This is a genomic window from Actinomadura sp. J1-007 (assembly GCF_009793335.1).
Classification (GTDB): Bacteria; Actinomycetota; Actinomycetes; order Streptosporangiales; family Streptosporangiaceae; genus Spirillospora; species Spirillospora yumaensis.
This window is the reverse complement of the sequence record NZ_WING01000002.1, coordinates 182,059-208,034: the sequence shown is the minus strand read 5'-3', so window position 1 is coordinate 208,034 and position 25,976 is coordinate 182,059. Positions and strand designations below refer to the sequence as shown.

Sequence of the window (25,976 nt, the reverse complement as noted above, 5' to 3'; positions counted from 1 at the left end):
GTCCCGCCGTCAGGTCGGGCCAAGCCGGAATCGAGGCTGTGGATAACTTCCCCGACAAGATCATGTCGCTTGCCCGGGGCGGCGGATGAGCAGGTACGTCAGCGTCGCGCCAGCGAGAGCGACGACGGCGGCTACGGCGAACAGGTCGTTCAGGCCGTTGGCGAAGCCTGCGGGTGTCGGAGCCCGGCCGCTCAGGACGGCGCCGTACGCCGCGATGCCCACGGCGGAGCCGACCTGCATGACGGTGTTGTTGACGCCGGAGGCCATCCCGAGCCGCCGCTCGTCGGCGATGTCGACCGCGAGTCCGCCGAGGGTGGGGAGGGCGATGCCGCAGGACAGGCCGGCGAGTGCCAGCCCCGGCGCGAGGTGCGTCCAGGACGAGCCGGACGTCAGGCCGTGCATCAGGGCGAGTCCAGCGGCCAGGGCCAGCAGCGCTCCGGCCACGAGGAGCCCCTTCGGCAACCGGTCCATGAACGCTCCCGCCAAGGGGCCCGCCACGAGGATCGGCACGACGAGCGGGAGGAACGACAGGCCGGTCTCCAGTGCCGAGTAGCCCAGTTGCTCCTGGAACCACAGCGAGAGGTAGACGAGCAGGGCGAAAACGCTCGCCTGGACGGTGAACGAGCCGATCTGCGTGCCGGTGAACGCGCGCGTGCGGAACAACGAGAGTTCGAGCATCGGCTGGGTGCGCAGCCGTTCCACGAGGACGAACGCGGCGAGCGCAGCGGCGGAGAGGGCCAGCATGGACAGAATCCGGACGCTGCCCCAGCCGAAGTCCTCGCCGCGCAGGAGCGGGAGGACGAGGAACGTGAGCGCGACGGCGAGGAGGACCGTCCCGCCGAGGTCGAGACGCCGGTGCTCGTCCAAGCGCTCCGCGCGGGGCAACCTGCGAAGCCCGATGGCCAGGGTCGCCGCGGCGACGGGCAGGTTGACGAGGAAGATCCAGCGCCAGCCGAGCCCGGAGACCAGCGCGCCGCCGACGACGGGGCCGAGCACGACGGCCAGCCCCGCCGCGGTGCCGCGCACGCCGAACGCGACGCCCCTCCTGCGCCCTTCGTAGCACTGGGCGATCAGCGCGAGCGTGGTGGCGAACATGAGCGCGCCCGCGAGCCCCTGCACGGCGCGGGCGGCGATGAGCACCGACATGCCGGGCGCCAGGCCGCACGCGAGCGAGGACGCCGCGAAGAGGGAGACCCCGGCCAGGAACGCGCGCCGCCTGCCCCAGCGGTCGGCGAATGAACCGGCTGTGAGCTGGAACGCCGCCATGGCGAGCGTGTACGCGTTCATCACCCACTGCACGGCGCCCAGTCCCGCGTGGAACTCCTCGCGGATGTCGGGGACGGCCACGGTGGTGACCGTCGCGTCCAGCATCAGCATGAACACCGCCGCGACGATCGCGACCAGCGGCCACCACGAGTCGGCGTCCGGCGTCCCGGGCTCCGGCGGCCCGGCGGTCGGGCCGGCCCCGTCGCATCGCGCCCGCGCATCCGGCGACGGTTATCGGATCTCTGATCCGCCACGGCATCCTCCCTAGCAGTTGTAGAGGGAACCTAACAGTGCTAGGCGTCCCTTGCAATGCTAGATTGGCGGAGGCTCGAAGGGGGCGCATGGCCAGGGACGACATCGGGTTCCCGCGCGAGGAGGCGCGGACGCCGCCGCGGCTCGACCGCGGCGAGATCGTCCGCGTCGCGCTGGATCTCCTGGGCGACGAGGGGTTCGACGCGTTCAGCATGCGGAGGCTCGCCACGGCGCTCGACATCAAGTCCCCTCGCTGTACTGGCATGTGCGCAGCAAGGAAGAGCTGTTCGATCTGCTGGTCGACACCGTTATCGGCAAATGCGAGTTGCCGTCCGACGGGGAACGCGCGTGGCAGGACCAGATCGTCGGTATCGGGCTCGAACTCCGCAGGGTTCTGCTCGACCATCCGGCGGCGACCAGGCTGCTTTCGGGACGGCTCCCGTTCGGCCCGAACGGGCTCCGGTTGGCCGATCACGTCATCGGAGTCCTGCGTCGCGCCGGGCTCGGCGACAAGATGGCGGGCTACGGCTACGTGATCCTGATCTTCTATGTCACCGGGTTCGCCGTGCAGGAGATCGCGTTCGGCAAGGGTCCGTCGAACGCGGCGCGCATGGAGGAGGTCCAGGCGTACCTGCAAGGGCTCTCAGCGGAGCGCTATCCCGATCTGGTGGCCGTGGCGGGAGAACTGCTCGCCCCGCGCCTGACCGACCGTTTCGAGTTCGGTCTGCACGGCATCATCGACGCGTTGGCGGCGGAACGGGCCGCGGTCGCTGAGAAGTCTTGATACGCGCCGCGTCGGCGTGGCGGGAGTGTTACGCGTGTGACGCGGCCCAGGTCCCTATGCGCTGGACGAGGTTCTGGGTGGCTGCGACCTCGGCGTGGCCGAAGCCGGGTTCCACCCACAGTTCCCTGGGGTCGCGGGCGGCGGCGTACAACTGCTGAGCGTGTTCCAAGGGCAGGAACGGGTCGGCGTCGCCGTGCACGACCAGCAGCGGGACGGGCGCGATCCGCCCGGCCACCTCGTGCGGCGCTTCGGGCACCGGGTCCCATCCTTTCGGCGCTATGCGGGTGCCTCGCGCCATCCGCACGGCCAACCGCCCTACACGTCGTTCGATCGCCCAGTGAACGCGCCGCATCGGCACGGTGTCCCGGTAGTACCAGCGTGCGGGTGCGGACACCGACACGACCGCCTCCACGCCCGAAAGCAGTGCGGCGTGCCGTACGGCGACGGCGCCGCCCATGGAGAATCCGGTGACGGCGACGCGCTCGTACCCGCGCCGACGGGCGGCGGCCACCGCGGCGTCGATATCGAGGATTTCGCGGTCGCCGACGGTGGAGTGCCCGCCCGACCGGCCGTGTCCGCGGAAATCAAGCCCGATCACACCGCCGTAGCGGTTGAGGACGCCCGCGATGCGGCGCAGGGTCGGCTGCCGCCAGGAGCAGGTGAAGCCGTGGGCGAGCACGAAGCACAGCGCGCCGTCGCCCGGCAGGTGCCCGGCGTCGATCCGCACGGCGTCGCCGGTGTAGAGGGTCAGGGGTTCGGGCTTCCGCACGTGCCCCATCATCGACGATCGCGCCGAAGGCTGGTGGGGCGGCCCGTGCTTTGGCTACCCTTGCGCCATGACCGTTCTCCGGAGCCTTCTTATCGAGCCGCGCTGACGCCTTAAGTCAGCGCGGTGCCCCTCATTTCCTGAGGGGCTTTTTCATTTTCCGGGAACCCACGCCGATGAGGGGCCATGAACCAGCAGGAAGAGCCAGCGAGCGACGCAGGCACCGACGACCGCCCACGCTTCCGCTACGACGCGCGGCTCGCCAACGAAATCGAGCTTCGCTGGCAGGAGCGCTGGGAGGCGGACGGCACGTTCGACTCGCCCAACCCGAACGGCCCGCTCTCCGCGGGTTTCGAGGCGATGGCGGGGCGTCCCAAGTTCTACGCGCTCGACATGTTCCCCTACCCCAGCGGCGCAGGACTTCATGTGGGCCATCCGCTCGGCTACATCGGCACGGACGTTCTCGCGCGATATCTGCGGATGACCGGCCACCACGTGATGCACACCTTCGGATACGACGCGTTCGGGCTGCCCGCTGAGCAGTACGCGGTCGACACGGGACGGCACCCGAGGGAGACGACGCGGCTCAACATCGCCACCATGCGGAGGCAGCTCCGGCGGCTGGGCCTCGGCCACGACACCCGCCGCGAGGTCGCGACCTCCGACCCCGCGTACTACCGCTGGACGCAGTGGATCTTCCTGCGGCTCTTCGACAGCTGGGTGGACGAGCGGACGGGCCGGGCCCGGCCGGTCCGCGAGCTCGTCGCCGAGTACGCGGACGGACGGCGCGCCACGCCCGACGGCCGGGCCTGGTCCGAGCTGCCGGAGCCGGAGCGCCGCCGGATCGTGGACGGGCACCGGCTGGCGTACGTGTCCGAGGAGCCCGTGAACTGGTGCCCGGCGCTCGGGACCGTACTGGCCAACGAGGAGGTCACCGCCGACGGCCGCAGCGACATCGGGAACCATCCCGTCCACCGCCGGCCGATGCGGCAGTGGATGCTGCGCATCACCGCGCTCGCCGACCGCCTGGCGCGCGACCTGGACGACGTGGACTGGCCACCGTCCCTGAAGCGGATGCAGCGCAACTGGATCGGCGCGGCCGACGGCGCGCGCGTCGAGTTCCCGACGGCGGACGGTTCCGGAACGTCGATCAGCGTGTTCACCACCCGGCCGGACACGCTGGCCGGCGCGACGTACGTGGTCGTCGCCCCTGAACATCCCCTCGTGCCGCGTTTGGTGGCGGACGCCTGGCCCGCAGGGACGCCGCGGGCGTGGCGGTACGCCGAGGCGGACACCGGCGGGGAGTGGGGCCCTCGCCAGGCCGTCGCCGCCTACCAGGAGGCGGCGGCGCGCAAGAGCGACCGTCGGCGCGCAGCCGGGGAAGAGGGGAAAAGCGGCGTCTTCACCGGTGCCCGCGTCGTCAATCCGGCCACCGGGGAGCCGATCCCCGTTTTCGTCGCCGACTACGTGCTCGCCGGGTACGGCACCGGCGCGATCATGGCCGTTCCGGCCCACGACCAGCGCGATCTGGACTTCGCGCGCCGTCACGGCCTGGACGTGCGCGAGGTCCTGGAGCCGCCCGCCGGCTGGTTCGCCGAGCACGGCGTCGCGGAGGACCGTCCCGCCTCCGAGTGGCCCGCCGCGTTTAACGGGGACGGCGCGTACCTGGAGGCGCCCGGTCCGAGGCTGAGGGGGCTGAGCGTAGGCGACGGGAACGGCGCCGCGGTCGCCTGGCTGGAGGAGCGGGGCGCCGGACGGAGCGCGCGGGAGTACCGGCTGCGCGACTGGCTGTTCTCCCGGCAGCGCTACTGGGGAGAGCCGTTCCCGATCGTGTACGACGAGCACGGTCTGCCGGTCGCGCTCCCGGAGGAGGCGCTACCCGTACGACTGCCGGAGATGACTGAGTTCCGTCCCGAGCCGCAGCCGGACGAGACGAGCGAACCGGTTCCGCCCCTGGCCAGGGTCGCGGACTGGGCCACCGTCGAACTCGACCTGGGCGACGGGCCGAAACGGTACCGGCGGGAGCTCAACACGATGCCGCAGTGGGCCGGGTCCTGCTGGTACTACCTGCGCTACCTCGATCCGCGCAATGAGGAGGCGTTCGTCGATCCTGGCGTCGAGCGCTACTGGATGGGGTCGCCCAACGCCGCGCGCCCCGGCGAAACCGCGCGTCCCGGCGACGGCGGCGTCGACCTCTACGTCGGCGGGGTCGAGCACGCGGTGCTGCACCTGCTGTACGCGCGGTTCTGGCACAAGGTGCTGTACGACCTCGGCCACGTCTCCACCAAGGAGCCGTTCCGGCGGCTGTTCAACCAGGGCTACATCCTGGCCGACGCGTTCACCGACGAGCGAGGCATGTACGTCCCCGCAGCGGAGGTCACCGAGAACGACGGAAAGCCCTCCCACGGCGGACGTCCCGTCGCGCGACGCTCGGGGAAGATGGGCAAGAGCCTGAAGAACGGCATCAGCCCCGATGCGATGTACGAACGCTACGGTGCCGACACGCTGCGGCTGTACGAGATGGCCATGGGCCCGCTGGACGCTGATCGGCCATGGCGGACGAACGACGTCGTAGGCGTCCACCGGTTCCTGCAACGTCTCTGGCGCAGCCTGATCGATGAGGAGACCGGCGCCCCGAGAATCGTCGAGACACCTCCGGACGACGACACCCTCCGGAAACTCCATCAGACCATTGGAATCGTGCGTCACGACTTCGCCGGTATGCGTTTCAACACCGCTATCGCCCAGCTGATGGAGCTGACGTCCCACGCTTCCAGGATCGCGGCCCGGAAAGGTATGCCGCGTGCCCTGGCGGAGCCGCTCGTCCTGATGGTCGCGCCGCTCGCCCCGCATATCGCCGAGGAACTGTGGCATCGCCTGGGCCATGCGGAATCCCTCACCTATGCGCCGTTCCCGGAGGCCGACGAGTCCCTGGCCGCCGAACCGGCCGTGACCGTACCCGTCCAGTTCAACGGGAAGACCCGCTTCACCATCGAGATCCCTGCCGGAGCGGGACGCGAGGAGACCGAAACGCTGCTTTCCGAGCACGCCGACTACGCCAGGCACCTCGGTTCGATGACCGTGAACCGGGTCGTCATCGTTCCCGGCAAAATCGTCAACGTCGTCACCCGCTGACCTGGCGGAGACGACGCGCCCCGCCGGACCGTGCTGCGTTTGTGCCCCGGACCGAGGAAAGACAGGGTGGACGAGGACGATCCCTTCCAGCGGAGGACTGCGACATGGACAGCACGGCTCCCGCCCCGGAGACACTGGCGACGACCCGCCGCGCGCTGCACGGCGTGGCCGAACTGGTCCTGGCGGGCCCGCAGCACCGCCGGAGCGAGACGATCCGGCTGACGATCAGGCCCGGCGGCTTCGGCACGGTGGCCGAACCGGATTTGCGCGTCGAGGGCGCCGAACTCGTCGCCGCCGGACGGCGGATCCCGCTGAACGGCGCCACGTGCACCACGCTCGCCGCCGCTGCGGGAGTGGAGGCGGGGCCGCCCCGCGGCCTCTACGAGGACGGCAGCGGGATGTCCCCGGACGAGGTGGTGGGCGTGGAGGCCGCCGCGGCCGAATACCTCGCGCAGTGCTACGCCCGGGGCGAAGAGGCTCTCCTGCGCCTGGCGCCCGACGTGAGGCCGGTGCTGTGGCCGGAGCATTTCGACCTGGCCATCACCGTGGACGAGGTCAACTACGGCGTCTCCCCCGGCGACGGCTACCTGTCCGAGCCGTACGCCTACGCGGGGCCGTGGCGACTCCGCAGCGGAGCGTTCTGGAACGCCCCGTTCGGCGCGGCCCGTCCGCTGCGCGATATCCCCGGCACCACGGCTCTGCACGATTTCTTCATGGAAGCCCGCGACCGCGCCGCGACGGATCCGTCCTAGGATCGGGGTCCGGGCTCGTGATCTTGGAGGTTTACCTGTGCGGATCGGCATCCTGCTGAACGAGCGTGGCGGGCCTCGGGCGCTCGACATGCTGACCGACGACATGCGGCGGGCCGCCGACGAGGGCTTCTCCTCGTGCTGGCTCTCCAACATCTTCGGGATGGACGCGCTGACGGCGCACGCCGTGGCGGGCAGCCGGGTGCCGGGGATCGAGCTCGGCACCGCCGTCGTGCCCACGTACCCGCGGCACCCGACGACGCTGGCGCAGCAGGCCCGCACCGTGGCGCTCGCCCTCGGACCTGGCCGGCTGACGCTCGGCATCGGCCTGTCGCACCAGATGATCATCGAGGACATGTTCGGGTACGACTTCGCGCGCCCGCTGCGGCACATGGACGAGTACCTGTCCGTGCTGCTGCCGCTGCTGAACGGGGAGCCGGCGTCGTTCGCGGGCGAGACGGTGAAGGCCGAGATCGAGCTGTCGGTGCCCAACGAGGGCCGCGTGCCGGTCCTGCTGGCAGCGCTCGGGCCGAAGATGCTGAAGCTGGCCGCGGAACGCACCGACGGAACGGCGCTGTGGATGACGGGCCCGGCCACCGTGCGCGACCACATCGCGCCGACCATCACCGCGGCCGCCGAGGCGGCGGGGCGCCCCGCCCCGCGGGTGATGTGCATGCTGCCGGTGTGCGTGACCGACGACCCCGACGGGGCGCGGAGCCGCGCGGCGGAGCTGTTCGAGGTGTACGGGAAGCTGCCGTCCTACCGGGCCATGATGGACCGGGAAGGCGCCGAAGGCCCCGCCGATCTGGCCATCGTCGGGGACGAGGACGCGGTCGGCGAACGCATCGAGACGCTCGCGGCGGCGGGCGCGACCGATTTCGTGGCCGCCGAGTTCGTGCCCGGCGAGGACGCAGCCCGTACGCGGGCGTTCCTGAAGAAACTCACCGCCGGCTCCTGAGCGCGGGCTTGCGGCCAGGGCGGTGCCGTCTCCGCCGCGATCATCAGCCCGGTCGGCGCGGTCAAGGGCGCCGACCGCGCGTGGACGATCGGGGACGGCGGCACCGGCGAGGTCTCGACGCGGCTCTGCGAGGAGCCGGTCATTCCGGGGAGATGAGTTCGTAGAGGTTGCCGCTCCCGTCGCCGAAGTACAGGCCGCGGGCGCCGAGCGGGTGGTCGTCGGCGACGCGCCCGTTGGCGGTCCGCCCGGGATGGTCGCCGAACGGGACGCCGCGTTCGCGCAGCCGACGGAGGACGGCGTCGAACGTCGCCGGATCGACGTCGAACGCCAGGTGGTGGCCCTGCGGCGACGGCGCGGTCATGAACTCGACGGTGAACGACTCCGTCACCCGGATCGGGACGAAGTGCCCGGCGTACGGATGCGGGCCGGTGTACTCCAGCCCCATCACGTCGGCGAAGAAGCGGGCGGCCCCGTCGTTGTCGGAGGCGGTCACTATGGTGTGGTTCAAGCTGATCACGCGGGGTCTCCGTCCTTGAGGGCGCCGTGCAGGAAGACGTCCAGGTAGTCCTCCAGCGGCGGGGTGGAGGCGTCGGGGCCCGCGGGCGGCCGGGCGCGGGTGAAGACCGCGCCCATGAACATCTCGGCGATCTGCTCGGCGGGCAGGCGCAGCGAGTCGCGTTCGGGGCCGAAGAGGTCGGCGATGGCGTCGCGGGTGCGGGTCATGGCGCTCTCGCGGTCCAGGGTGGCGTCGGCGTGCTCGCCGCCGCCGTGCCGTCCCCGGTCGCGGCGGCCGGTGGCGTGCAGCGCGCCGATGACCATGCCCATCCGGGCGAGGTACGCTTCGATGGCGGCGGCGGCCTCGGTGAGCCGGTCGGCGAGCGGCTGGTCCATGGGCACCTCGGCGATCTCCGCGAGGACGTGGTCCGCCCGCAGCGCCTCGGCGACGCAGGCGTCCAGCAGCTCGTCCTTGTCGGCGAACACGCGGAAGATCGTCGCCTCGCCGATGCCCGCGGCGCGGGCGATCTGCCCGGTGGTCACGGCGGTGCCGTGCTCGGCCACCAGCGGCAGGGCGGTACGGACGATCATCTCGCGGCGTTCGGCCGGGGTCATTCCGGGCGCCCGGCGCCGCACGGGTTCGGTCTCCATGCCTCCCGACGATACGGAGTGAGTCCTCACTCCGTCAACCCGAAGTGAGCCCTCACTCCGCTCCGCGAGCGCGGAACGCGACACCCACGGCATGCCCGTGCCCTCCAGCCGAAGTGACCCGTCTCTCCAGCCCCACCGGGCACGGAAGGAGACCTATGGCGTGCCCCGGCCATCTGGCCGACGTGAAGCTCACTGCCGACCTCGCGGGCACAGGACGGCGCTCGCGGCATGCCCGTGCCAGCCAGCCCAGATGAAGGCTCACTGCCGCCCCGCGGACACAGGACAGCGCCCACAGCGTGCCCGTGCCAGCCAGCCCAAATGAAGGCCCACCGCCGACCTCGCGGACACAGGACGGCGCTCGCGGCATGCCCGTGCCAGCCAGCCGAAGTGAGGCACACTGCCAGCCCCGCGGGCACAGAACGGCGCCCACGACATGCCCGTGCCAGCTAGCCCAAATGAAGGCTCACTGCCGGCCCTGCGGACACGGGGCGGGGCTCGCGGCGTGCCCGTTCTGGCCCGTTCGTCGGGGGTGGTGGGAGGACTAAGTGGCGGGAGGCGGCTGATAACGTGCAGTTCACGCGTGCAGGAGCGAAGTCCGGTGGGAACCCGGCGCTGTCCCGCAACTGTGATGCCCTTCGAGTGGCCGAGCCAGGTCGCCTCCGTGCGCGCCGACGACTCTCGACCTCGTGGAAGGCGATCCGTCATGGGCGGGCCGCGGCTTCCCGCAGCCATGGAGGCTCCTGTGAGACCCGTACGTGCCCTGGGCGCGGCATTCGCGATCGTGATGCTGGCCGCCGGCTGTGGCGGTGGCGACGACTCGTCCGGCTCGGGCGGCGGGGGCGTGACCGTCCGGGCGGCGAACGGGCAGGTCACGATCCAGGGCACGCCGAAGCGGATCGTCTCGCTGTCGCCGACCCACACCGAGACGCTCTTCGCGATCGGCGCGGGCGCGCAGGTCGTCGCGGTCGACGACTACTCCACCTACCCGGCGAACGCGCCCCGCAAGAAGCTGTCGGGGTTCAAGCCGAACGCCGAGGCGATCACCGCGTACAAGCCCGACCTGGTCGTCCTGTCCGACGACATGGACGGCATCGTCAAGGCGCTGGAGAAGATCAAGATCCCGGTGCTGCTGGAGCCCGCCGCCAAGAGCCTGGACGAGGCGTACGACGAGATCGGCGACCTCGGCAAGGCGACCGGGCACGCGGAGCAGGCCGCGAAGGTCACCGCCGACATGCGCGCCCAGATCCAGCGGACGGTGGCGTCGGCGGCCAAGGGCAAGGGGCTCAGCTACTACCACGAGCTCGACAACCAGCTCCACACGGTGACGTCGAAGACGTTCATCGGGCAGGTGTACGGGCTGTTCGGGCTGCGCAACGTCGCGGATCCTGCGGACAAGGCGTCGGGCGGCTATCCGAAGCTGTCCCGCGAGTACCTGCTCAAGCAGGACCCCGACCTCATCTTCCTGGCCGACACCCGTTGCTGCGGGCAGAACACCGCGTCCGTCGCCAAGCGCCCCGGCTGGTCGTCCCTCGGCGCACTGAAGAAGCGCGGCGTCGTGGAACTGGACGATGACATCGCCTCGCGCTGGGGCCCGCGCCTGCCGCAGTACGTCGCGACGATCGGCGGCGCCGTCCGGTCGGCGTCGGCCGGTCGGTGAGACCCGGACGCCTCGGCGGCCCCGGACCGGACGGCCGCGCGTGGAGCGTGCCGGTCCGGGAGGGGCGGAACGGCCCGGTGTCGGCCCGGCTGCGCGCCCGGCCGCTGCTGATCACGGCAGGGCTGCTGGTCGCGACCCTGCTGGCGGGCCTGCTGGTCGGGGCGGCCGACCTGCCGTTCACCGGGGTGGTGAAGGCCCTGGTGGACCGGATCCCGTTCGTCCATCTGGACTCTGGTCTCGGGCCCGTGGAGCGCAACGTGCTCTTCGAGCTCCGCCTCCCGCGCGTTCTGCTCGCCGCGCTCGTCGGCGGGATGCTCGCGATGGCGGGGGCGGGATATCAAGGCGTGTTCCGCAATCCCCTGGCGGACCCGTACCTGCTCGGCGCAGCGGCCGGGGCCGGAGTGGGCGCGACGCTCGTGATCGTGCTGATTCCCGGCGATCCGGGGTTCGGGGTGCCGTTGGCTGCGTTCGTGGGGGCGCTGTCGGGGGTTTTCCTGGCGTACGTGCTCGGCAGCACGGCGGGACGGATGAACGGCGCGGCCACGCTGGTCCTCGCGGGCGTCGCGGTGTCGTCGTTCCTCGCGGCGATGCAGACGTTCATCCAGCAGATCAAGGCGCAGGAGCTCCAGCGGATCTACTCGTGGATCCTCGGCGGCGTCGGGACGGCCGACTGGCAGCAGATCTGGATGGTCGGCCCGTACGCGCTGGCCTCCACGCTCGTCCTGCTCGCGCACGGGCGGCTGCTGGACGTGCTGAGCGTCGGCGACGAGGAGGCGGCCTCGCTCGGCCTGTCGGCGTCGCGCGTGCGGCTGACGGTGCTGATCGCCGCGTCGCTGGCGACGGCGTGCGCGGTCGCGGTGAGCGGGCTGATCGGATTCGTCGGGATCGTGGTGCCGCACGTGGTTCGGCGGCTCGCGGGCGGCTCGTACCGGGTGGTGCTGCCGCTGTCGCTGCTCGGCGGCGCCGCGTTCCTGGAACTGGCCGATCTGGTCGCGCGGACGGCCGTCGCCCCTGGAGAACTGCCGCTGGGCGTCGTGACGGCGTTCGTCGGCGGGCCGTTCTTCGTGCTCGTCCTCCGCGCAAGCCGCAAACAGGTGGAAACGTGACCTCCAAGCTCTCGTCCCGGGAACGGGCCGCGCGCGGGCGGGGGGCGTCGTGACGGTCAAGGTGCGCGGGCTGGACGTCGCGCTGGGCGGGCGCCCCGTTCTGAACGGCGTCTCGGTGAGCGTGCCCGCCGGGACGTGGACGGCGGTGATCGGGCCGAACGGCGCGGGCAAGTCCACGCTGCTGCGGGCGATCCTCGGACTGGTGCCGTCCCGGGGCGAGGTCACGGTCGCCGGTGAGGACCTCGGCGCGCTGAAACCGAGGCACCGGGCGCGGGTCGTCGCGTACGCGCCGCAGACACCGAACCTGCCCGTCGGGATGACGGTGTTCGACTACACGCTGCTCGGCCGTTCCCCGTACATCCCGCATCTCGGGCGCGAGAGCTCCGCCGACCGCGCCGTGGCCGCCGAGGTGCTGGGACGGCTCGACCTGACCGGCCTCGCCGCGCGCCCCCTCGACCACCTGTCGGGCGGCGAACGGCAGCGGGTCGTCCTCGCGCGCGCCCTGGCGCAGCAGACGTCGGTGCTCCTGCTGGACGAACCGACGACCGCCCTGGACATCGGCCACCAGCAGCAGGTGATGGAACTGGTCGACCAGCTCCGGCTTGCGGACGAGCTGACCGTCGTGACCACGATCCACGACCTGACGCTCGCCGCGCAGTACGCCGACGACCTCGTACTCCTGTCCGGCGGACGGGTCGCGGCGGCGGGCCCGCCGGGCGAGGTCCTCACCCGTTCCGCCGTCGCCGAGCACTTCGGCGCGCGCGTGCGCGTCTCCCCCGGCCCGGACGGCCGCCCCGACCTCTCACTCGAACGCCCCGGACGCCCGGAACGTTCGGGAGGTTCGGAATGTTCGGCCGGGTCTGCGGACTCATGACAGCGTCGCGGGACGGGAGCCGCCGTGGAACTTGAACTGGTGTGGCGCGAGGAGGACGGCGCGCGGCTGGCGTCCACGGTGTGGTGGGCGGGCCCGGGGATACGGACGATTTCGTCCGCCATGCTCGGCGGCGGCATCGGACCCGCGTCGTGGGTCCTGAACGCGCAGGTCCCCGGCGCCTACTCCCGTATGGATCCCGTTGAGCACCTGCGCGAACTCGCCGCGGCGTACGGACTCGAAGGCCCAGGCGTCGGCATGCTGACGGCCGCCGCCGTATACCGCACCGTCATCCGAACGGACGGAGCCGTAACGGCCTCCGCCACAGTAGGACTCCGCGTCCCGACCTGGGCCGCCGCCCCCGAAAACGCCCTCGACCCCGAACTGGCCCCCCTGAACGCCGATCCCACCGATCCGCCCGCCCCTGCCGACGCCGCTTCGTCCGTTCCGCTGGTCCCGCCGGCACGCGGCGCGAAGACGCCGACGGCGACCGGCGCCGAAGCCTCAGACGCAGACGCAGACGCAGGCGCAGAGGCAACGGCCAGCGCGAGCAATACAGGCAGCGCAGGCATCGCGAGCGCAGCGGATGCTTCGGGCGGTGCCGACCCTGCGGACTTCACGAGCCGTACGGACGCCACGAACGCTGTAGTCCGTACGGACGCCGCGAGCGCTGTGGTCCGGGCGGACGGTGCGGGGGATGTGGGCCGTACGGGGTGGACGCCGGGGACCGTGAACATCGTCGTGAACGTTCCCGTGGCATTGACGGACGGCGCTCTCGTCAACGCCGTCGTCACGGCGACGGAGGCGAAGACGCAGGCGCTGCTCGAAGCGGGATATCCCTGCACTGGGACGGCCTCCGACGCGGTCTGCATCGCCGTCCGTACGGACGGGGACGCGGAGCCGTTCGCCGGTCCCCGTTCGGAATGGGGCGCACGGATCGCGAGGGCCGTGCACGCGGCCGTGTACGAGGGCGCGCTCGGCTACGGCGCCTGGCTCCGCGCCCGTTCGTAACGGCACCCCACGTGCCCCGAACCCGGCCCGCCACTCCCCTCGCCAAACGACCAGAGCGACCGTCGGCAGTGGCCGCCGTCCCCGGTTCCCCGGCCTCCCCGCCCGACCGCTTCGAGGGCACGCCGGAACGGGCTGAGCGGGGGGCGTCCTCCCGGACAGGGAGCGGACGAGCGGGGGGCCGTGCGGGTCAGTGGTTGTGGTGGCGGTGGTGGCGGACGCCGATGTTCATCAGGTCGCGGCCCACGACGAGGTCGCCCTTGAAGTGGGTGCGGGCGCCCTTGCGCCACTCGCGGTCGGAGACCATGTCGGAACGGGCCGGGCCGAGGTGGCTGAGGACGAGCGTTCCGACGCCGGCGCGCGCGGCGACCTCGCCGACCTTGACCACGTCGGTGTGACCCTCCTCCAGGTGCTTGATGAACGCCTCGTCCGAGCCCTTGTCCTTGTAGTAGCCCACGCTCACGGCCTCGTGGACGAGGACGTCGGCGCCGCGCGAGAACGCGATGAGGTTCTCGTTGTAGCCGGTGTCGCCGGAGAAGACGACCACGCCGTCCGGGGTGGTGACGCGGTAGGCGAACGCCGGGAACACCAGTCCGTGCGAGACCAGGATCGTCTCGACCGTGATCGTTCCGTCGGAGAAGAGCTTGATCGGCGCCATCTTCGGCGCGAGGTCGTCGATCGGGTTCGCACCCGTCCCGGAGACGTCGATCTCGTGGATGCGCAGGAACTTCGACGGATCGGGCATGTTCGCCTCGCGGCCGAGGATGTTGAAGTGGTACGCGAAGCCGTCGAGCGAGTCGGCGAACAGGTCCTTCAGCCCAGGCGTCGGGTTGTCGGGGTTGACGTTGGGCGTCGGGCGCGGCTTGCCCCACTGCGGCGGCAGGGCGCCCGCGCGGCCGGGGCCGTACAGGTCGATCGGCGGGACGAGGGCGTCGCCGTCCGGGCTGACCAGGCCGAGCAGCAGGTACTGGAACAGGTCGGCGGTGTGGTCCGCGTGCAGGTGCGTGACGAACATGCCGCGCAGCCTCTTGAACTCCAGCCCGGCCCGGACGTACTGGCTGACCGAGCCTCGGCCCGCGTCGAACAGGTACGTGCGGTCGCCGACGACGAGCGCCGTCGAGATCCCGAAGCGGTCGGCGTTCGGAACGGGCCCGCCCGCGGTGCCGAGCAGCACGAGACGGGTCCGGAACCGGCCCTTGCCGAGGGGCCACCGGCCACCCGAGGCGGGACCGGCGGCGTGCGCGGCCGCGGCGGGGGCCAGCGCCGCCGCGGCGGCTGCGCCGGTGGCGACCGCGCCGCCCTGGAGCAGGCGTCGGCGGCTCGGGACGGCGGGGCGGGACTCAGGGTCGGTAGGCACGGCGGCTCCTCATAGAACTGAAACTAAACTCAGTTTCAAGCCCGTCCGTTCTACCGAGGCGCGCCCGCGCGGGTCAAGAGCCCAGAGCAGCCCAACGTCCTGATCTCTGACGTCCCGCCATCTCGCCGGCTCAGGGTTTGAGGGGACGGCGGCGTGGAGCGGTGCAGGCCGGAGGCCGCCGGCGCGTTGGTCAGTCGGGACGAGGTCGTTTGTGGCCATTGGTGGGGCTGCCGTTGGTGCGGCCTAGGGGTCGGATGTCGTTGCGGGTGGTGCGCGAGTCGTTGAGGGACGCGGGATTCAGGTCGGCCAGGGAGTGCAGGCCGGTGGGCGGCTCCTCGTCGATCCGGCGGACGCCGTTCGCGGCGCGTGGAGCGGTGGCGGACGGGACGCCGGACGCGGACGGGGCGCTGGACGCGGGCCGGAACTCGGCGTCGCGGTCGGCGGTCAGGGCGGCCAGCGCGGCGCGGTGGTCCTCTACGACCCGGGACAGGCGCCGGTTGTGCTGTTCGAGGTCGTGCGCGCGGGCCTGCATCTGGTCGCGGTCGGCGACGGCCTGTCCGCGTTTGGCCTCGGCGTCGCGGACGGCGGCGCGCAGGTCCTCGGCGGCGAGCCGGGCGGCGGAGGCCCGTTCGGCCCGTTCCTCGGCCTCGGCCGCCTCGCGGCGCGCCTCCTCGCGTTCGTCGCGGGCGCGGCGCGCGTCGGCGAGCGCGGAGGCGGCGTCCCGTTCGGCGGTCTCGGCGCGGTTCCGGGCGGACGCCGCCTCGCGCCAAGCGGTCTCGGCCTGTTCCTGGGACGCGGCGCGCTCGCGCTGCGCCACGGCGACCTGTTCGGCCGCGCGCGCCCGCGCGTCGGCGACGCGCCGTTCGACGCCCGCGACGCTCAGCTCCGACGCGAGCGAGACGGCGAGGTGGTCGGCGGCGCTTTCGAGGCGTTCGACCATCTCCCAGGCCCAGGCGACCTGCCCCGTGAGGCCCGGCGCCTCGCGGCGGTCGCGCGCCGCCGCCTCGCACGCGCCGCCGCCGTCCGGGCAGTAGCGGACGGTGCGCGCGCCGCGGCCCGGCTGCGGGACGGGACGTCCGCAGCCCACGCAGAGGGGTTCACCGGCGCGGGCGTCGGAGGGCGGCCCGTACGCCGCGGCGACCGGCTCGGCGGACGAGGAGGACGAGGAGGGCGAGGAGGACGGGTCGGGGGTCTCGTCGAACGGAGCGACCTTCTGGTCCTTCATGTGCCGTGGTACGCAGCGGGCGACCGGCGCGTTCGACGTGCGCGTCAGGCGGCTCCGGAGCGGGACGCGCGCAGCTCGCGCTTGAGGATCTTGCCGGTGCTGTTGCGCGGGAGCGCGTCGGCGTACTCCAGCGACTTCGGGCACTTGAAATGCGCCAGGCGGTCGCGGGTCCAGGCGATGAGCGCCTCCGGCGGAGGCGGCGGCCCCTCCTCTCCACCGGCCCCGGCCTCCGCGCCGGCGCCGACCGCTTTGGCGGTGCGGGACGGGACGACGATCGCGTGGACGGCCTCGCCCCAGCGCGGGTGCGGGACGCCGATGACGGCGACCTCCGCGACCGCCGGGTGCTCGGCGAGGACGGCCTCGACCTCGGCCGGGTAGACGTTCTCCCCGCCGCTGATCACCATGTCCTTGGCGCGGTCGAGGACGTGCAGGTAGCCGTCCGCGGTGATCCGCACGATGTCGCCCGTCCGGTACCAGCCGTCCCCGTCGAACGCGGCGGCGGTGGCGGCCTCGTCGTTCCAGTAGCCGGGGAACAGGCCGTCGCCCCGCACGTGCAGCTCGCCGGGCTCGCCCGCCGGGACCTCCGCGCCGTCCGGGCCCGCGACGCGCACCTCCCAGCCGAGCACGATCTGGCCCGCGCTCGCCAGGACGGGCGCGTCGGGGCGGTGGTCGTCGGGGTGCAGCAGGCTCACGAACCCCAGGCACTCGGTGCTCCCGTAGATCTGCCGGAAGCGGCAGCCGAGGGTGTCGATCGCGGCGCGCAGGGACGCGGGCGTGATCGGCGCCGAGCCGTACTGGATCTCGCGGAGGGAGCCGAGGTCGGGCCGCTCCGGACGGGACCGGACCTCCGCCACGAGCATGTCGATCAGCGAGGGTCCGGCGGTGAAGAACTCGACCCGGTCGCGCTCGAACGCGTCCACGACGGCCTTCGGCTCGAACCCCGCGTGCACGATCAGCGTCCCCGCGGTCAGCAGGCACTGCATCGCCTGCGCGAACCCGGCCAGGTGGAACAGCGGCATGATCTGGAGGTGCCGGGACCCGGCGACCTGGTCGCCGATCTCGATCGCGAAGCCCGCCAGCGAGCGCATCAGCGACCCGTTGACGAGCGGGATCAGCTTCGGGCGGCCCGTGGTGCCGCTGGTGTGCATGAGCCCGAAGACCCCGGCGGACGAGAGCCGTTCGGCGGGACGGGGCGGCGGCGGGGCGTCGAGGGCGGCGGACGGCGTCCAGCCCTCAGGCGCGGAACGGCCGATCGCGACGCGCGTCCCGAACGGGTGGCCGCTCTCCTCCACCATCCCGCCGAACCCGGGGTCGGCGACGACCGCGACCGGCGCCGCCAGGTCGCACAGGCCGGCGAGCTCGCGGCCCGACAGCCGCCAGTTGACGAACAGCGGGATCGCGCCGGCGCGCATGAGCCCGAGGGCCTGCACGAGGAACGCGGCGCTGTTCTTGGCGACGACCGCGACCACGTCGCCGTCGCCGACGCCCCGCGCGGCCCAGCCTCCGGCGGCGCGTTCGAGGGCGACCGCCAGCTCGCCGTAGGTGAGGGCGGTCCCGCGGTCGTCGCGGACGGCGGTCTGGTCGCGGCGGCCCCGCGCCCGCCACTCGACGACGTGCACCCAGCTCTGCATGCGCCCTCCAAGAAACTGAATCTGAAATCAGTTTTATCTTGGTGGCGGCCCGGAGCGCTAGCCCCCGCCCGGCCCGGTCCCCGCGGCGGCGCCCGGGACGGCGTCCCCCGGATGACCTCGGCTTTCGGTGCGCGCGCCGTCCAGCGCGGCCCTCGCCATGGACCGCAGCAGCTCGGCCATCGGCCCGGCGCCGAGGCCGGCGGCGCTGTGCGGGGTGGAGTTGAGCAGGCCGAAGCAGGCGTGCACGGCGGCCCGGAGGTGGTCGTCGGAGCGCCCCGGGCTCAGCCTCCGCAGCACCCCGACCCATTCCTCCACGTAGGCGCGCTGGATGCGGCGGACCCGGTGGCGCTGCGGCTGGGGCACGTTGTCCAGCTCCCGCTCGTGGACGGTGATCAGCGCGGGGTTCTCCAGGGCGAACGAGACGTGCCAGCGCAGCAGCGCGTCGAGCGCCTCGCCGGGGTCGGGCGCGGCGGCGCGGCGGGCGCCCTCGGCGCGGAGCCGCTCGCTGATGTCGAGCAGCATCTCGGCGAGGACGGCCTCCTTGCCGCTGAAGTGCCGGTACAGCGCGGGCCCGGTCAGGCCGACGGCGCGGCCGAGGTCGCCGATCGACACGCCGTGGAAGCCGCGTCGCGCGAACAGCTCGGCCCCCGCCGCCAGGATCTCGGCCCGGCGCGGGTTGGCGGGCGCGCCGGGGCCCGCGGGGGCCCCGCGGCGGCCGGCTCGTCCGCGCGCGGGCTCCCGGCGGTGCGCGGCGCGGCGGGCTCGGATGTCATGATGGAAGTCTAGACTGGCATTGTTAATGCCGGTTAACATCGGCGGCGCATGACCGAGTTAATGACCCTTAACTGTCGACGAGGACGGGTGATGGGCGGACCTGAGCTGGCCACGCGGGCCGATCCGGGCGGCGCGGCGTTCAAGCGGAACGCCGAGCACAACGAGGCCCTCGCCGCGGAGCTGCGCGAGCGCGTCGACCGGGCGGGGCGCGGCGGCCCTGAGCGCTCCCGCGAACGGCACGTCGCCCGCGGCAAGCTGCTCCCCCGCGACCGGGTGGACGCGCTGCTCGACCCGGGCTCGCCGTTCCTGGAGCTGTCCCCCCTCGCCGCGAACGGGATGTACGGCGACGAGGCGCCCGGCGCGGGGATCATCACCGGCGTCGGCCGGGTCTCCGGCCGCGAGTGCGTCGTCGTCGCCAACGACGCGACCGTGAAGGGCGGCACCTACTACCCCGTCACGGTCAAGAAGCACCTGCGCGCGCAGGAGGTGGCGCTGCACAACCGGCTGCCCTGCGTCTACCTGGTCGACTCCGGCGGCGCGTTCCTGCCGCGCCAGGACGAGGTGTTCCCCGACCGCGAGCACTTCGGCCGGATCTTCTACAACCAGGCGACGATGTCGGCGCGCGGCATCCCGCAGATCGCGGCGGTGCTCGGGTCGTGCACGGCGGGCGGCGCGTACGTCCCGGCGATGAGCGACGAGGCGGTGATCGTCCGGAACCAGGGGACGATCTTCCTCGGCGGCCCGCCGCTGGTGAAGGCCGCGACCGGCGAGGTCGTCACGGCCGAGGAGCTCGGCGGCGGCGAGCTGCACTCGCGCACGTCCGGAGTGACCGACCACCTCGCCGACAGCGACGCGCACGCGCTCGGGATCGTCCGCGACATCGTCGGCACGCTCGGCCCGCGCGCGCCGCGCCCGTGGGACGTCGCCGCGCCCGAGGAGCCCGCGGCCGACCCGTCCGAGCTGTACGGCGTCGTCCCGCCCGACCCGCGCACGCCCTACGACGTGCGCGAGGTGATCGCGCGGATCGTGGACGGCAGCCGGTTCCAGGAGTTCAAGAAGGAGTACGGCGCGACGCTGGTCACCGGGTTCGCGCGGATCCACGGGCATCCGGTCGGGATCGTCGCCAACAACGGCATCCTGTTCGGCGAGTCGGCGCAGAAGGGCGCGCATTTCATCGAGCTGTGCGACCGCCGCAGCGTCCCGCTGGTGTTCCTCCAGAACATCACCGGGTTCATGGTGGGCCGCGAGTACGAGGCGGGCGGCATAGCCAAGCACGGCGCGAAGATGGTCACGGCCGTCTCGTGCGCGCGCGTGCCGAAGTTCACGGTCGTCATCGGCGGTTCGTTCGGCGCGGGCAACTACGCGATGTGCGGCCGGGCGTACTCGCCGCGCTTCCTGTGGATGTGGCCGAACGCCCGCGTCTCGGTGATGGGCGGCGAGCAGGCGGCGTCCGTCCTCGCGACGGTCCGCCGCGACCAGCTCGGCGACGCCTGGTCCGCCGAGGACGAGGAGGCGTTCAAGGCGCCGATCCGCGAGCAGTACGAGGCGCAGGGCAACCCCTACTACTCGACCGCGCGGCTGTGGGACGACGGGGTCATCGACCCGCGCGACACCCGGCGCGTGCTCGGGCTCGGGCTGTCGGTCGCGGCGAACGCACCGCTGGAGCCGGTCGGCTACGGCGTCTTCCGGATGTGAGGTCTGCTCCCTTGGCCATGTTCGAGAGCGTCCTGATCGCCAACCGCGGCGAGATCGCGGTCCGGGTCGCGCGCACCCTGCGGCGGCTCGGGGTCCGCTCGGTCGCGGTGCACTCCCGCGCCGACGCGGGCGCCCCGCACGTGCGCGCGGCCGACGAGGCGGTGCTGATCCCGTCCTACCTGGACGGCGACGCGATCGTCGAGGCGGCCCGCGCGACGGGCGCGGAGGCGGTCCACCCCGGCTACGGCTTCCTCTCCGAGAACGCCGCGTTCGCCCGCGCCTGCGCTGACGCCGGCCTGACGTTCGTCGGCCCGCCCGCCGCCGCGATCGAGGCGATGGGCGACAAGATCCGCGCGAAGCGGACCGTGGCCGCCGCCGGGGTCCCGGTCGTTCCCGGACGGGACGAGCCGGGCCTCACCGACGCCGAACTGGAGGCCGCCGCGCTGGAGGTCGGCCTGCCGGTCCTGCTGAAGCCGTCGGCGGGCGGCGGCGGGAAGGGCATGCGCCTCGTCCGCGACGCCGCCGACCTGCCCGAGGCGATCGCGTCGGCGCGGCGCGAGGCGTCCGCGTCGTTCGGCGACGACACCCTGCTCGCCGAACGGTTCGTGGAGAACCCCCGGCACATCGAGATCCAGGTGTTCGCCGACGCGCACGGCAACGCCGTCCACCTGGGCGAGCGCGAGTGCAGCCTCCAGCGCCGCCACCAGAAGATCGTGGAGGAGGCCCCGTCGCCGCTGCTCGACGCCGCCGCCCGCGCGCGCATGGGCGAGAGCGCCGTCGCCGCCGCCCGCGCCGTCGGGTACGTCGGCGCGGGGACGGTCGAGTACATCGTCTCCGCCGACCGTCCCGGCGAGTACTTCTTCATGGAGATGAACACCCGCCTCCAGGTCGAGCACCCGGTGACGGAGCTGGTCACGGGCCTGGACCTGGTCGAGCTCCAGCTCCGCGCCGCCGCCGGGGAGCCGCTGCCGCTCGCCCAGGGGGACGTGGCGCTGGACGGGCACGCCGTGGAGGCCCGCGTCTACGCCGAGGACCCGGCGCGCGGGTTCCTGCCGACCGGGGGGCGCGTCCTCGCGCTGTCCGAGCCGTCCGGCGAGCACGTCCGCGTCGACTCGGGCCTCGCGGAGGGCGCCGAGGTCGGCGGGGCGTACGACCCGATGCTCGCCAAGGTCGTCGCGTGGGGCCCGGACCGCGCGGAGGCGCTGCGCCGCCTCGACCGGGCACTCGCCTCGTACGCGCTGCTCGGCGTGCCGACGAACGTGGCGTTCCTGCGCGCGCTGCTGCGCCATCCGGCGGTCGCCGCGGGCGACCTCGACACGGGCCTGGTCGAGCGGTCCCTGGACGGCCCGGACGGCCTCGCCGCGCCCGCGCCCGTCCCGGACGAGGTCCTCGCCGCCGCCGCGCTCGAACGGACCCGCGCGCTGGAGACCGCCGACCCCGACCCGTGGGAGATCCCGGACGGCTGGCGTCCCGGCGCGCACGCGTGGACGCCGTGGATCGTCACGCCGTCCGGCGGCGACCCCGTCGAGGTCCGCGTGCGGGGCCGCGCGCAGGGCGCGCAGGTCCGGGTCGGCGACGGCGCGCCCGTCGCCGCGTCCCTCGACGGGACGGTCCTGACCTACGGCGGCCGGACGGTCCGGTTCGCGTTCGCGCGCGACGGCCGCACGCTGTGGGTCGGCCGCGGCGGCGCGGCGTGGGCGCTCACCGAGCACGTCCGCGCGGACGACGCGGGCGGCGCCGCCGCGGCGGGCGACGGGGTGCTGCGCAGCCCGATGCCCGGCACGGTCCTCGCCGTGAAGGCCGCCGAGGGCGACCGGGTCGCCGAGGGCCAGCCGCTCGTCGTCGTGGAGGCGATGAAGATGGAGCACACCGTGACCGCGCCGGTCGCGGGGACCGTGACCCGGCTGCCGGCCCGCGCGGGCGCCCAGGTCGCCCTCGACGCGGTGCTGGCCGTCATCGAGGAGGGCTGATGCGCGTACCCATGGACGGGCTCCCGGAGCGCGTCACGATCTACGAGGTCGGCCCGCGGGACGGCCTCCAGAACGAGAAGGCGGTCGTGCCCGTCGCGGCGAAGGCCGAGTTCGTCGCCCGCCTCGTGCGGGCCGGGCTGCGCACGGTCGAGACGACGAGCTTCGTGCACCCGAAGTGGGTCCCGCAGCTCGCCGACGCGGAGGAGCTGCTGGCCGTCCTGCCGCGCGAGCCGGGCGTGCGCTACCCCGTGCTCGTCCCGAACGAGCGCGGACTGGACCGGGCCCTCGCGCACGGCGTCACCGAGATCGCGGTCTTCGGCGCGGCGACCGAGACGTTCGCCCGCCGCAACCTCAACCGCACGGTGGACGAGTCGCTCGCCATGTTCGCGCCCGTCGTCGCGCGCGCCCGCGCCGAGGGCCTGTGGGTGCGCGCCTACGTCTCGATGGCGTGCGGCGACCCGTGGGAGGGCGACGTCCCGATCGAGCAGGTCGTGTCGGTCGCGACGCGGATGATGGACCTCGGCTGCTCGCAGCTCTGCCTCGGCGACACCATCGGCGTCGGCACGCCCGGCCAGGTCACCGCGCTGATCGAGGCGCTCGGCGCCGCGGGCGTCGCGCCGTCCGACCTCGGCGTCCACTTCCACGACACCTACGGGCAGGCCCTCGCCAACACGCTCGCCGCGCTCCGCGCCGGGGTCACCACCGTGGACGCCTCCACCGGCGGCATCGGCGGCTGCCCGTACGCCGAGAGCGCGACCGGCAACCTGCCCACCGAGGACCTGGTCTGGATGCTGGACGGCCTCGGCGTCGAGACCGGCGCGGACCTGTCCGAGCTCGTCGCGACGAGCACCTGGATGGCGTCCGTGCTCGGCCGCCCCAGCCCCTCCCGCGTTGTCCAAGCCCTGGCGAAGGAGCCATCATGATCGACTTCACGCTCTCCGGCGAGCAGGAGGAGCTGCGCCGCACCGTCGAGCGCTTCGCCCGCGAGACCGTCGCCCCGGTGATCGGCGACCTGTACGAGCGCGGCGAGTTCCCGTACGAGATCGTCGCGGCGATGGGGAAGATGGGGCTGTTCGGCCTGCCGTTCCCGGAGCAGTACGGCGGGATGGGCGGCGACTACTTCACGCTCTGCCTCGCGCTGGAGGAGCTGGCGCGGGTCGACTCCTCCGTCGCGATCACGCTGGAGGCGGGCGTCTCGCTCGGCGCCATGCCGATCCACCGCTTCGGGACCGAGGCGCAGAAGGCCGAGTGGCTGCCGCGCCTGGTGACCGGGGAGATCCTCGGCGGGTTCGGGCTGACCGAGGCGGGCGGCGGCTCCGACGTCCCGGGCGGGATGCGCACCACGGCCCGGCTCGACGGCGACTCGTGGGTGATCAACGGCTCGAAGTCGTTCATCACCAACTCCGGCACCGACATCACCGCGTTCGTCACGGTCACGGCGCTGACCGGCGAGCGGGAGATCTCCACGATCCTGGTGCCGAGCGGGACGCCCGGCTTCACCGTCGCGCCGAAGTACTCCAAGGTCGGCTGGTCGTCGTCCGACACCCGCGAGCTGTCGTTCGACGACGTCCGGGTGCCCGCCGCCAACCTGGTCGGCGAGCGCGGCCGGGGCTACGCGCAGTTCCTGCGCACCCTGGACGAGGGCCGCATCGCGATCGCCGCGCTCTCCGTCGGCCTCGCCCAGGGCTGCGTGGACGAGTGCCTGCGCTACGTCGGGGAGCGGCAGGCGTTCGGCAAGGAGATCGGCCGCTACCAGGCCATCCAGTTCAAGATCGCCGACATGGAGGCGCGGGTGCACACCGCCCGCCTCGCCTACTACGCCGCCGCCGCGAAGATGCTCAGGGACGAGCCGTTCAAGAAGGAGGCGGCGATCGCCAAGCTCGTCGCGTCGAACGCGGCGATGGACAACTCCCGCGAGGCGACGCAGATCTTCGGCGGCTACGGCTTCATGAACGAGTACCCGGTCGGCCGCTTCTACCGCGACGCCAAGATCCTGGAGATCGGCGAGGGCACCTCGGAGGTGCAGCGCATGCTCATCGCCCGCTCCCTGGGCCTCCCGACGACCTGACCCGCGCCGCACCGACGGCGACGCGGCCGGGCCCCGGCGGCTCGTGCCGTGCGGCGGGCACGAGCCGCCGGGGCCCGTTCAGGCGCCGGTGAGGACGCTGGGTTTGCGGTCCTTCCAGGGGACGGCCTCCTCCAGTTGGGCCGCCACCTGGAGCAGGAGGTCCTCGCGCCCGTGCGCGGCGACGAGCTGGACCCCGATCGGCAGCCCCTCCCGGCTCTGCCCGAGCGGCAGGCTGATCGCCGGGTTGCCCGAGACGTTGAACGGCGCGGTGAACGGCCCGTACTCGAACAGCCGGCGCAGCCACGAACGCGCCGTGTGCCCCGGATCGTCGTAGGCGAGGGCGCCGTGCGGTGCGGGCGGCCGCGCGAGCGTCGGGGTGACCAGCAGGTCGTACCTCGTGAAGAACAGCCCGACCGGGCGCGTCGCCCGGTGCTGGGCGGCGACGCCCGCGAGGACGTCCAGCGCCGTCGCCGCCTCCGTCTCGGCCAGGAGCCGCCGCGACACCGCCTCCAGGAGCGAGCGGTCGAGCCGTTCCGGCGCCTTCAGCATCGCCCCGGCCGCGAACACCGACAGCATCATCGCCTCGACCACGTCATCGGGCTCGACGCCGGGGGCGTCCTCGGCCACCTCGTGCCCGATCCACTCCAGCACCTTCCCGGCGTTGACGGCGACGGCCGCCACCTGCGCGTCCACCGGCGCGGCGGCGGCCGTCGAGACGGCCACCCGCAGCCGCCCCGGGTCGGTGCGGATCATCTCGGCGTACGGGCGCGGCGGGGGCGGCGCCTCGTACTTCTCGCCCACGGGCGCCGCGGCGACGGCGTCGAGCAGGTGCGCGGCGTCCCGCACCGTCCGGGTCACCGCGAACTCGGCGGACTGCCCGAACGACGCCTCGCCCACCGCCGGCCCGCACGGCACGCGGCCCCGCCCCGGCTTCAGCCCGACGACCCCGCAGCACGACGCCGGCACGCGGATCGACCCGGCGCCGTCGTTCGCGTGCGCCATCGGGACGGCCCCGGCCGCGACGAGCGCGGCCGACCCGCCGCTGGACCCGCCCGCGCCGCGCCCCGGCGCCCACGGGTTGCGGGTCGTCCCGTACCGGCGCGACTCGGTCGCGAAGCTGAACGCCATCTCGGGCACGGCCGTCCGCCCGAGGACCGCCAGCCCGGCCGCGCGGAACCGCGCCATCAGCTCGTGGTCCTCCCGCGCGACCGCGCCGCGCACCGCACGGCTCCCCACGGTGAACGGCACGCCCCGCGCGAACGGCCCGCCGTCCTTGATCAGGAACGGCACCCCGGCGAACGGCCCGTCCGGCGCGCGGTGCGGCATCTCGCCGGGGGCGAACGGCGGGCCGGCCAGCGCGTTCAGCGCCTCGTCGGCGCGCGCGAGCGCCCGCCGCGCCACGTCCTCGACCTCCGCCGCCGTCACCTCGCCTCCGCGGATCAGCCCGCGCAGGGCGACGGCGTCGAGGTCGGCGTACTCGTACGGTTCCAAGCCCCCAGCGTCCCCCACCCGCCCCAGCCGCCTCCACCGGATTTCCGCCCGCGGGCGGCGATGACTT

At 73.3% G+C, this 25,976-nt stretch carries 21 protein-coding genes and 1 riboswitch; of the genes, 12 read left to right on the top strand and 9 right to left on the bottom strand.

What is annotated here, in order from left to right:
- Positions 1 to 60: 60 nt before the first annotated feature.
- Positions 61 to 1,395 (bottom strand): MFS transporter, encoded by a 1,335-nt coding sequence (locus tag GEV43_RS34945; RefSeq protein WP_309240229.1) that lies wholly within the window; start codon positions 1,393 to 1,395, stop codon positions 61 to 63.
- 388 nt (positions 1,396 to 1,783) lie between these two features.
- On the opposite strand from GEV43_RS34945, the gene GEV43_RS34940 reads away from it, so the two are divergent.
- Entirely contained in the window at positions 1,784 to 2,302 is a 519-nt protein-coding gene (locus tag GEV43_RS34940) for a TetR/AcrR family transcriptional regulator C-terminal domain-containing protein (RefSeq protein WP_160825072.1), read from the top strand.
- A gap of 28 nt (positions 2,303 to 2,330) precedes the next feature.
- Here GEV43_RS34940 and GEV43_RS34935 read toward each other — a convergent pair whose 3' ends face one another.
- Positions 2,331 to 3,071, bottom strand: a complete 741-nt coding sequence (locus GEV43_RS34935) for an alpha/beta hydrolase (RefSeq protein ID WP_375539118.1) — start codon at positions 3,069 to 3,071, stop codon at positions 2,331 to 2,333.
- Between the two features lie 183 nt (positions 3,072 to 3,254).
- On the opposite strand from GEV43_RS34935, the gene GEV43_RS34930 reads away from it, so the two are divergent.
- The 3 genes from GEV43_RS34930 (at position 3,255) to GEV43_RS34920 (ending at position 7,910) form a co-directional block, all read left to right on the top strand.
- Entirely contained in the window at positions 3,255 to 6,203 is a 2,949-nt protein-coding gene (locus GEV43_RS34930; protein WP_160825070.1) for a leucine--tRNA ligase, read from the top strand.
- Between the two features lie 104 nt (positions 6,204 to 6,307).
- Positions 6,308 to 6,955 (top strand): hypothetical protein, encoded by a 648-nt coding sequence (locus tag GEV43_RS34925; protein WP_160825069.1) that lies wholly within the window; start codon positions 6,308 to 6,310, stop codon positions 6,953 to 6,955.
- 37 nt (positions 6,956 to 6,992) lie between these two features.
- Positions 6,993 to 7,910 carry an LLM class F420-dependent oxidoreductase gene (locus GEV43_RS34920; RefSeq protein ID WP_160825068.1) on the top strand — a complete coding sequence of 306 codons (918 nt, stop codon included), beginning with the start codon at positions 6,993 to 6,995 and terminating at the stop codon, positions 7,908 to 7,910.
- A 139-nt stretch (positions 7,911 to 8,049) separates the two neighbouring features.
- Here GEV43_RS34920 and GEV43_RS34915 read toward each other — a convergent pair whose 3' ends face one another.
- Positions 8,050 to 8,427 carry a VOC family protein gene (locus tag GEV43_RS34915; protein ID WP_160825067.1) on the bottom strand — a complete coding sequence of 126 codons (378 nt, stop codon included), beginning with the start codon at positions 8,425 to 8,427 and terminating at the stop codon, positions 8,050 to 8,052.
- Complete coding sequence (locus GEV43_RS34910; protein ID WP_241684144.1) at positions 8,424 to 9,056, bottom strand: TetR/AcrR family transcriptional regulator; 633 nt, start codon at positions 9,054 to 9,056, stop codon at positions 8,424 to 8,426. The genes GEV43_RS34915 and GEV43_RS34910 overlap by 4 nt, the downstream gene beginning before the upstream one ends.
- 536 nt (positions 9,057 to 9,592) lie before the next feature.
- Positions 9,593 to 9,732, top strand: a riboswitch (cobalamin riboswitch).
- A gap of 66 nt (positions 9,733 to 9,798) precedes the next feature.
- Here GEV43_RS34910 and GEV43_RS34905 point away from each other — a divergent pair.
- The 4 genes from GEV43_RS34905 (at position 9,799) to GEV43_RS34890 (ending at position 13,701) form a co-directional block, all read left to right on the top strand.
- Positions 9,799 to 10,713, top strand: a complete 915-nt coding sequence (locus tag GEV43_RS34905; protein ID WP_309240096.1) for an ABC transporter substrate-binding protein — start codon at positions 9,799 to 9,801, stop codon at positions 10,711 to 10,713.
- A gap of 77 nt (positions 10,714 to 10,790) precedes the next feature.
- Positions 10,791 to 11,819 (top strand): iron ABC transporter permease, encoded by a 1,029-nt coding sequence (locus tag GEV43_RS34900; protein ID WP_160826005.1) that lies wholly within the window; start codon positions 10,791 to 10,793, stop codon positions 11,817 to 11,819.
- 49 nt (positions 11,820 to 11,868) lie between these two features.
- Positions 11,869 to 12,693 carry an ABC transporter ATP-binding protein gene (locus tag GEV43_RS34895; protein WP_160825065.1) on the top strand — a complete coding sequence of 275 codons (825 nt, stop codon included), beginning with the start codon at positions 11,869 to 11,871 and terminating at the stop codon, positions 12,691 to 12,693.
- Between the two features lie 24 nt (positions 12,694 to 12,717).
- Positions 12,718 to 13,701, top strand: a complete 984-nt coding sequence (locus GEV43_RS34890; protein WP_175250968.1) for an adenosylcobinamide amidohydrolase — start codon at positions 12,718 to 12,720, stop codon at positions 13,699 to 13,701.
- Between the two features lie 187 nt (positions 13,702 to 13,888).
- On the opposite strand, the gene GEV43_RS34885 is transcribed toward GEV43_RS34890, so the two are convergent.
- From GEV43_RS34885 to GEV43_RS34870, 4 genes are all read right to left on the bottom strand, one after another.
- Positions 13,889 to 15,055 (bottom strand): MBL fold metallo-hydrolase, encoded by a 1,167-nt coding sequence (locus GEV43_RS34885; RefSeq protein WP_160825063.1) that lies wholly within the window; start codon positions 15,053 to 15,055, stop codon positions 13,889 to 13,891.
- 190 nt (positions 15,056 to 15,245) lie between these two features.
- On the bottom strand, positions 15,246 to 16,280 hold the full coding sequence (locus GEV43_RS34880) for a hypothetical protein (RefSeq protein WP_160825062.1): 1,035 nt from the start codon (positions 16,278 to 16,280) through the stop codon (positions 15,246 to 15,248).
- A gap of 44 nt (positions 16,281 to 16,324) precedes the next feature.
- Positions 16,325 to 17,911, bottom strand: a complete 1,587-nt coding sequence (locus GEV43_RS34875; RefSeq protein ID WP_160825061.1) for a class I adenylate-forming enzyme family protein — start codon at positions 17,909 to 17,911, stop codon at positions 16,325 to 16,327.
- Positions 17,912 to 17,968: 57 nt separating this feature from the next.
- Positions 17,969 to 18,571, bottom strand: coding sequence for a TetR/AcrR family transcriptional regulator (locus GEV43_RS34870; RefSeq protein WP_309240228.1), 603 nt, complete (start codon positions 18,569 to 18,571; stop codon positions 17,969 to 17,971).
- A gap of 204 nt (positions 18,572 to 18,775) precedes the next feature.
- On the opposite strand from GEV43_RS34870, the gene GEV43_RS34865 reads away from it, so the two are divergent.
- Genes GEV43_RS34865 through GEV43_RS34850 form a run of 4 tightly spaced genes read left to right on the top strand, consistent with a single transcriptional unit; the run spans position 18,776 to position 24,418 of the window.
- Positions 18,776 to 20,380 (top strand): carboxyl transferase domain-containing protein, encoded by a 1,605-nt coding sequence (locus GEV43_RS34865; RefSeq protein ID WP_160825059.1) that lies wholly within the window; start codon positions 18,776 to 18,778, stop codon positions 20,378 to 20,380.
- Between the two features lie 17 nt (positions 20,381 to 20,397).
- Entirely contained in the window at positions 20,398 to 22,350 is a 1,953-nt protein-coding gene (locus tag GEV43_RS34860; RefSeq protein ID WP_160826004.1) for an acetyl/propionyl/methylcrotonyl-CoA carboxylase subunit alpha, read from the top strand.
- On the top strand, positions 22,350 to 23,273 hold the full coding sequence (locus GEV43_RS34855; RefSeq protein WP_160825058.1) for a hydroxymethylglutaryl-CoA lyase: 924 nt from the start codon (positions 22,350 to 22,352) through the stop codon (positions 23,271 to 23,273). Before GEV43_RS34860 ends, GEV43_RS34855 begins: the two co-directional genes overlap by 1 nt.
- Positions 23,270 to 24,418, top strand: a complete 1,149-nt coding sequence (locus tag GEV43_RS34850) for an acyl-CoA dehydrogenase family protein (protein ID WP_160825057.1) — start codon at positions 23,270 to 23,272, stop codon at positions 24,416 to 24,418. Before GEV43_RS34855 ends, GEV43_RS34850 begins: the two co-directional genes overlap by 4 nt.
- 78 nt (positions 24,419 to 24,496) lie before the next feature.
- Here GEV43_RS34850 and GEV43_RS34845 read toward each other — a convergent pair whose 3' ends face one another.
- The gene (locus GEV43_RS34845; RefSeq protein WP_160825056.1) at positions 24,497 to 25,909 is read right to left on the bottom strand and encodes an amidase; all 1,413 of its coding nucleotides are present in this window, start codon (positions 25,907 to 25,909) and stop codon (positions 24,497 to 24,499) included.
- Positions 25,910 to 25,976 lie beyond the last annotated feature (67 nt).

Coding starts and splice junctions, on each gene's coding strand:
- GEV43_RS34880 (WP_160825062.1), bottom strand. CDS start 16,280: ATGAAGGACCAGAAGGTCGCTCCGTTCGACGAGACCCCCGACCCGTCC.
- GEV43_RS34865 (WP_160825059.1), top strand. CDS start 18,776: ATGGGCGGACCTGAGCTGGCCACGCGGGCCGATCCGGGCGGCGCGGCG.
- GEV43_RS34855 (WP_160825058.1), top strand. CDS start 22,350: ATGCGCGTACCCATGGACGGGCTCCCGGAGCGCGTCACGATCTACGAG.
- GEV43_RS34860 (WP_160826004.1), top strand. CDS start 20,398: ATGTTCGAGAGCGTCCTGATCGCCAACCGCGGCGAGATCGCGGTCCGG.
- GEV43_RS34875 (WP_160825061.1), bottom strand. CDS start 17,911: ATGCAGAGCTGGGTGCACGTCGTCGAGTGGCGGGCGCGGGGCCGCCGC.
- GEV43_RS34910 (WP_241684144.1), bottom strand. CDS start 9,056: ATGGAGACCGAACCCGTGCGGCGCCGGGCGCCCGGAATGACCCCGGCC.
- GEV43_RS34930 (WP_160825070.1), top strand. CDS start 3,255: ATGAACCAGCAGGAAGAGCCAGCGAGCGACGCAGGCACCGACGACCGC.
- GEV43_RS34925 (WP_160825069.1), top strand. CDS start 6,308: ATGGACAGCACGGCTCCCGCCCCGGAGACACTGGCGACGACCCGCCGC.
- GEV43_RS34850 (WP_160825057.1), top strand. CDS start 23,270: ATGATCGACTTCACGCTCTCCGGCGAGCAGGAGGAGCTGCGCCGCACC.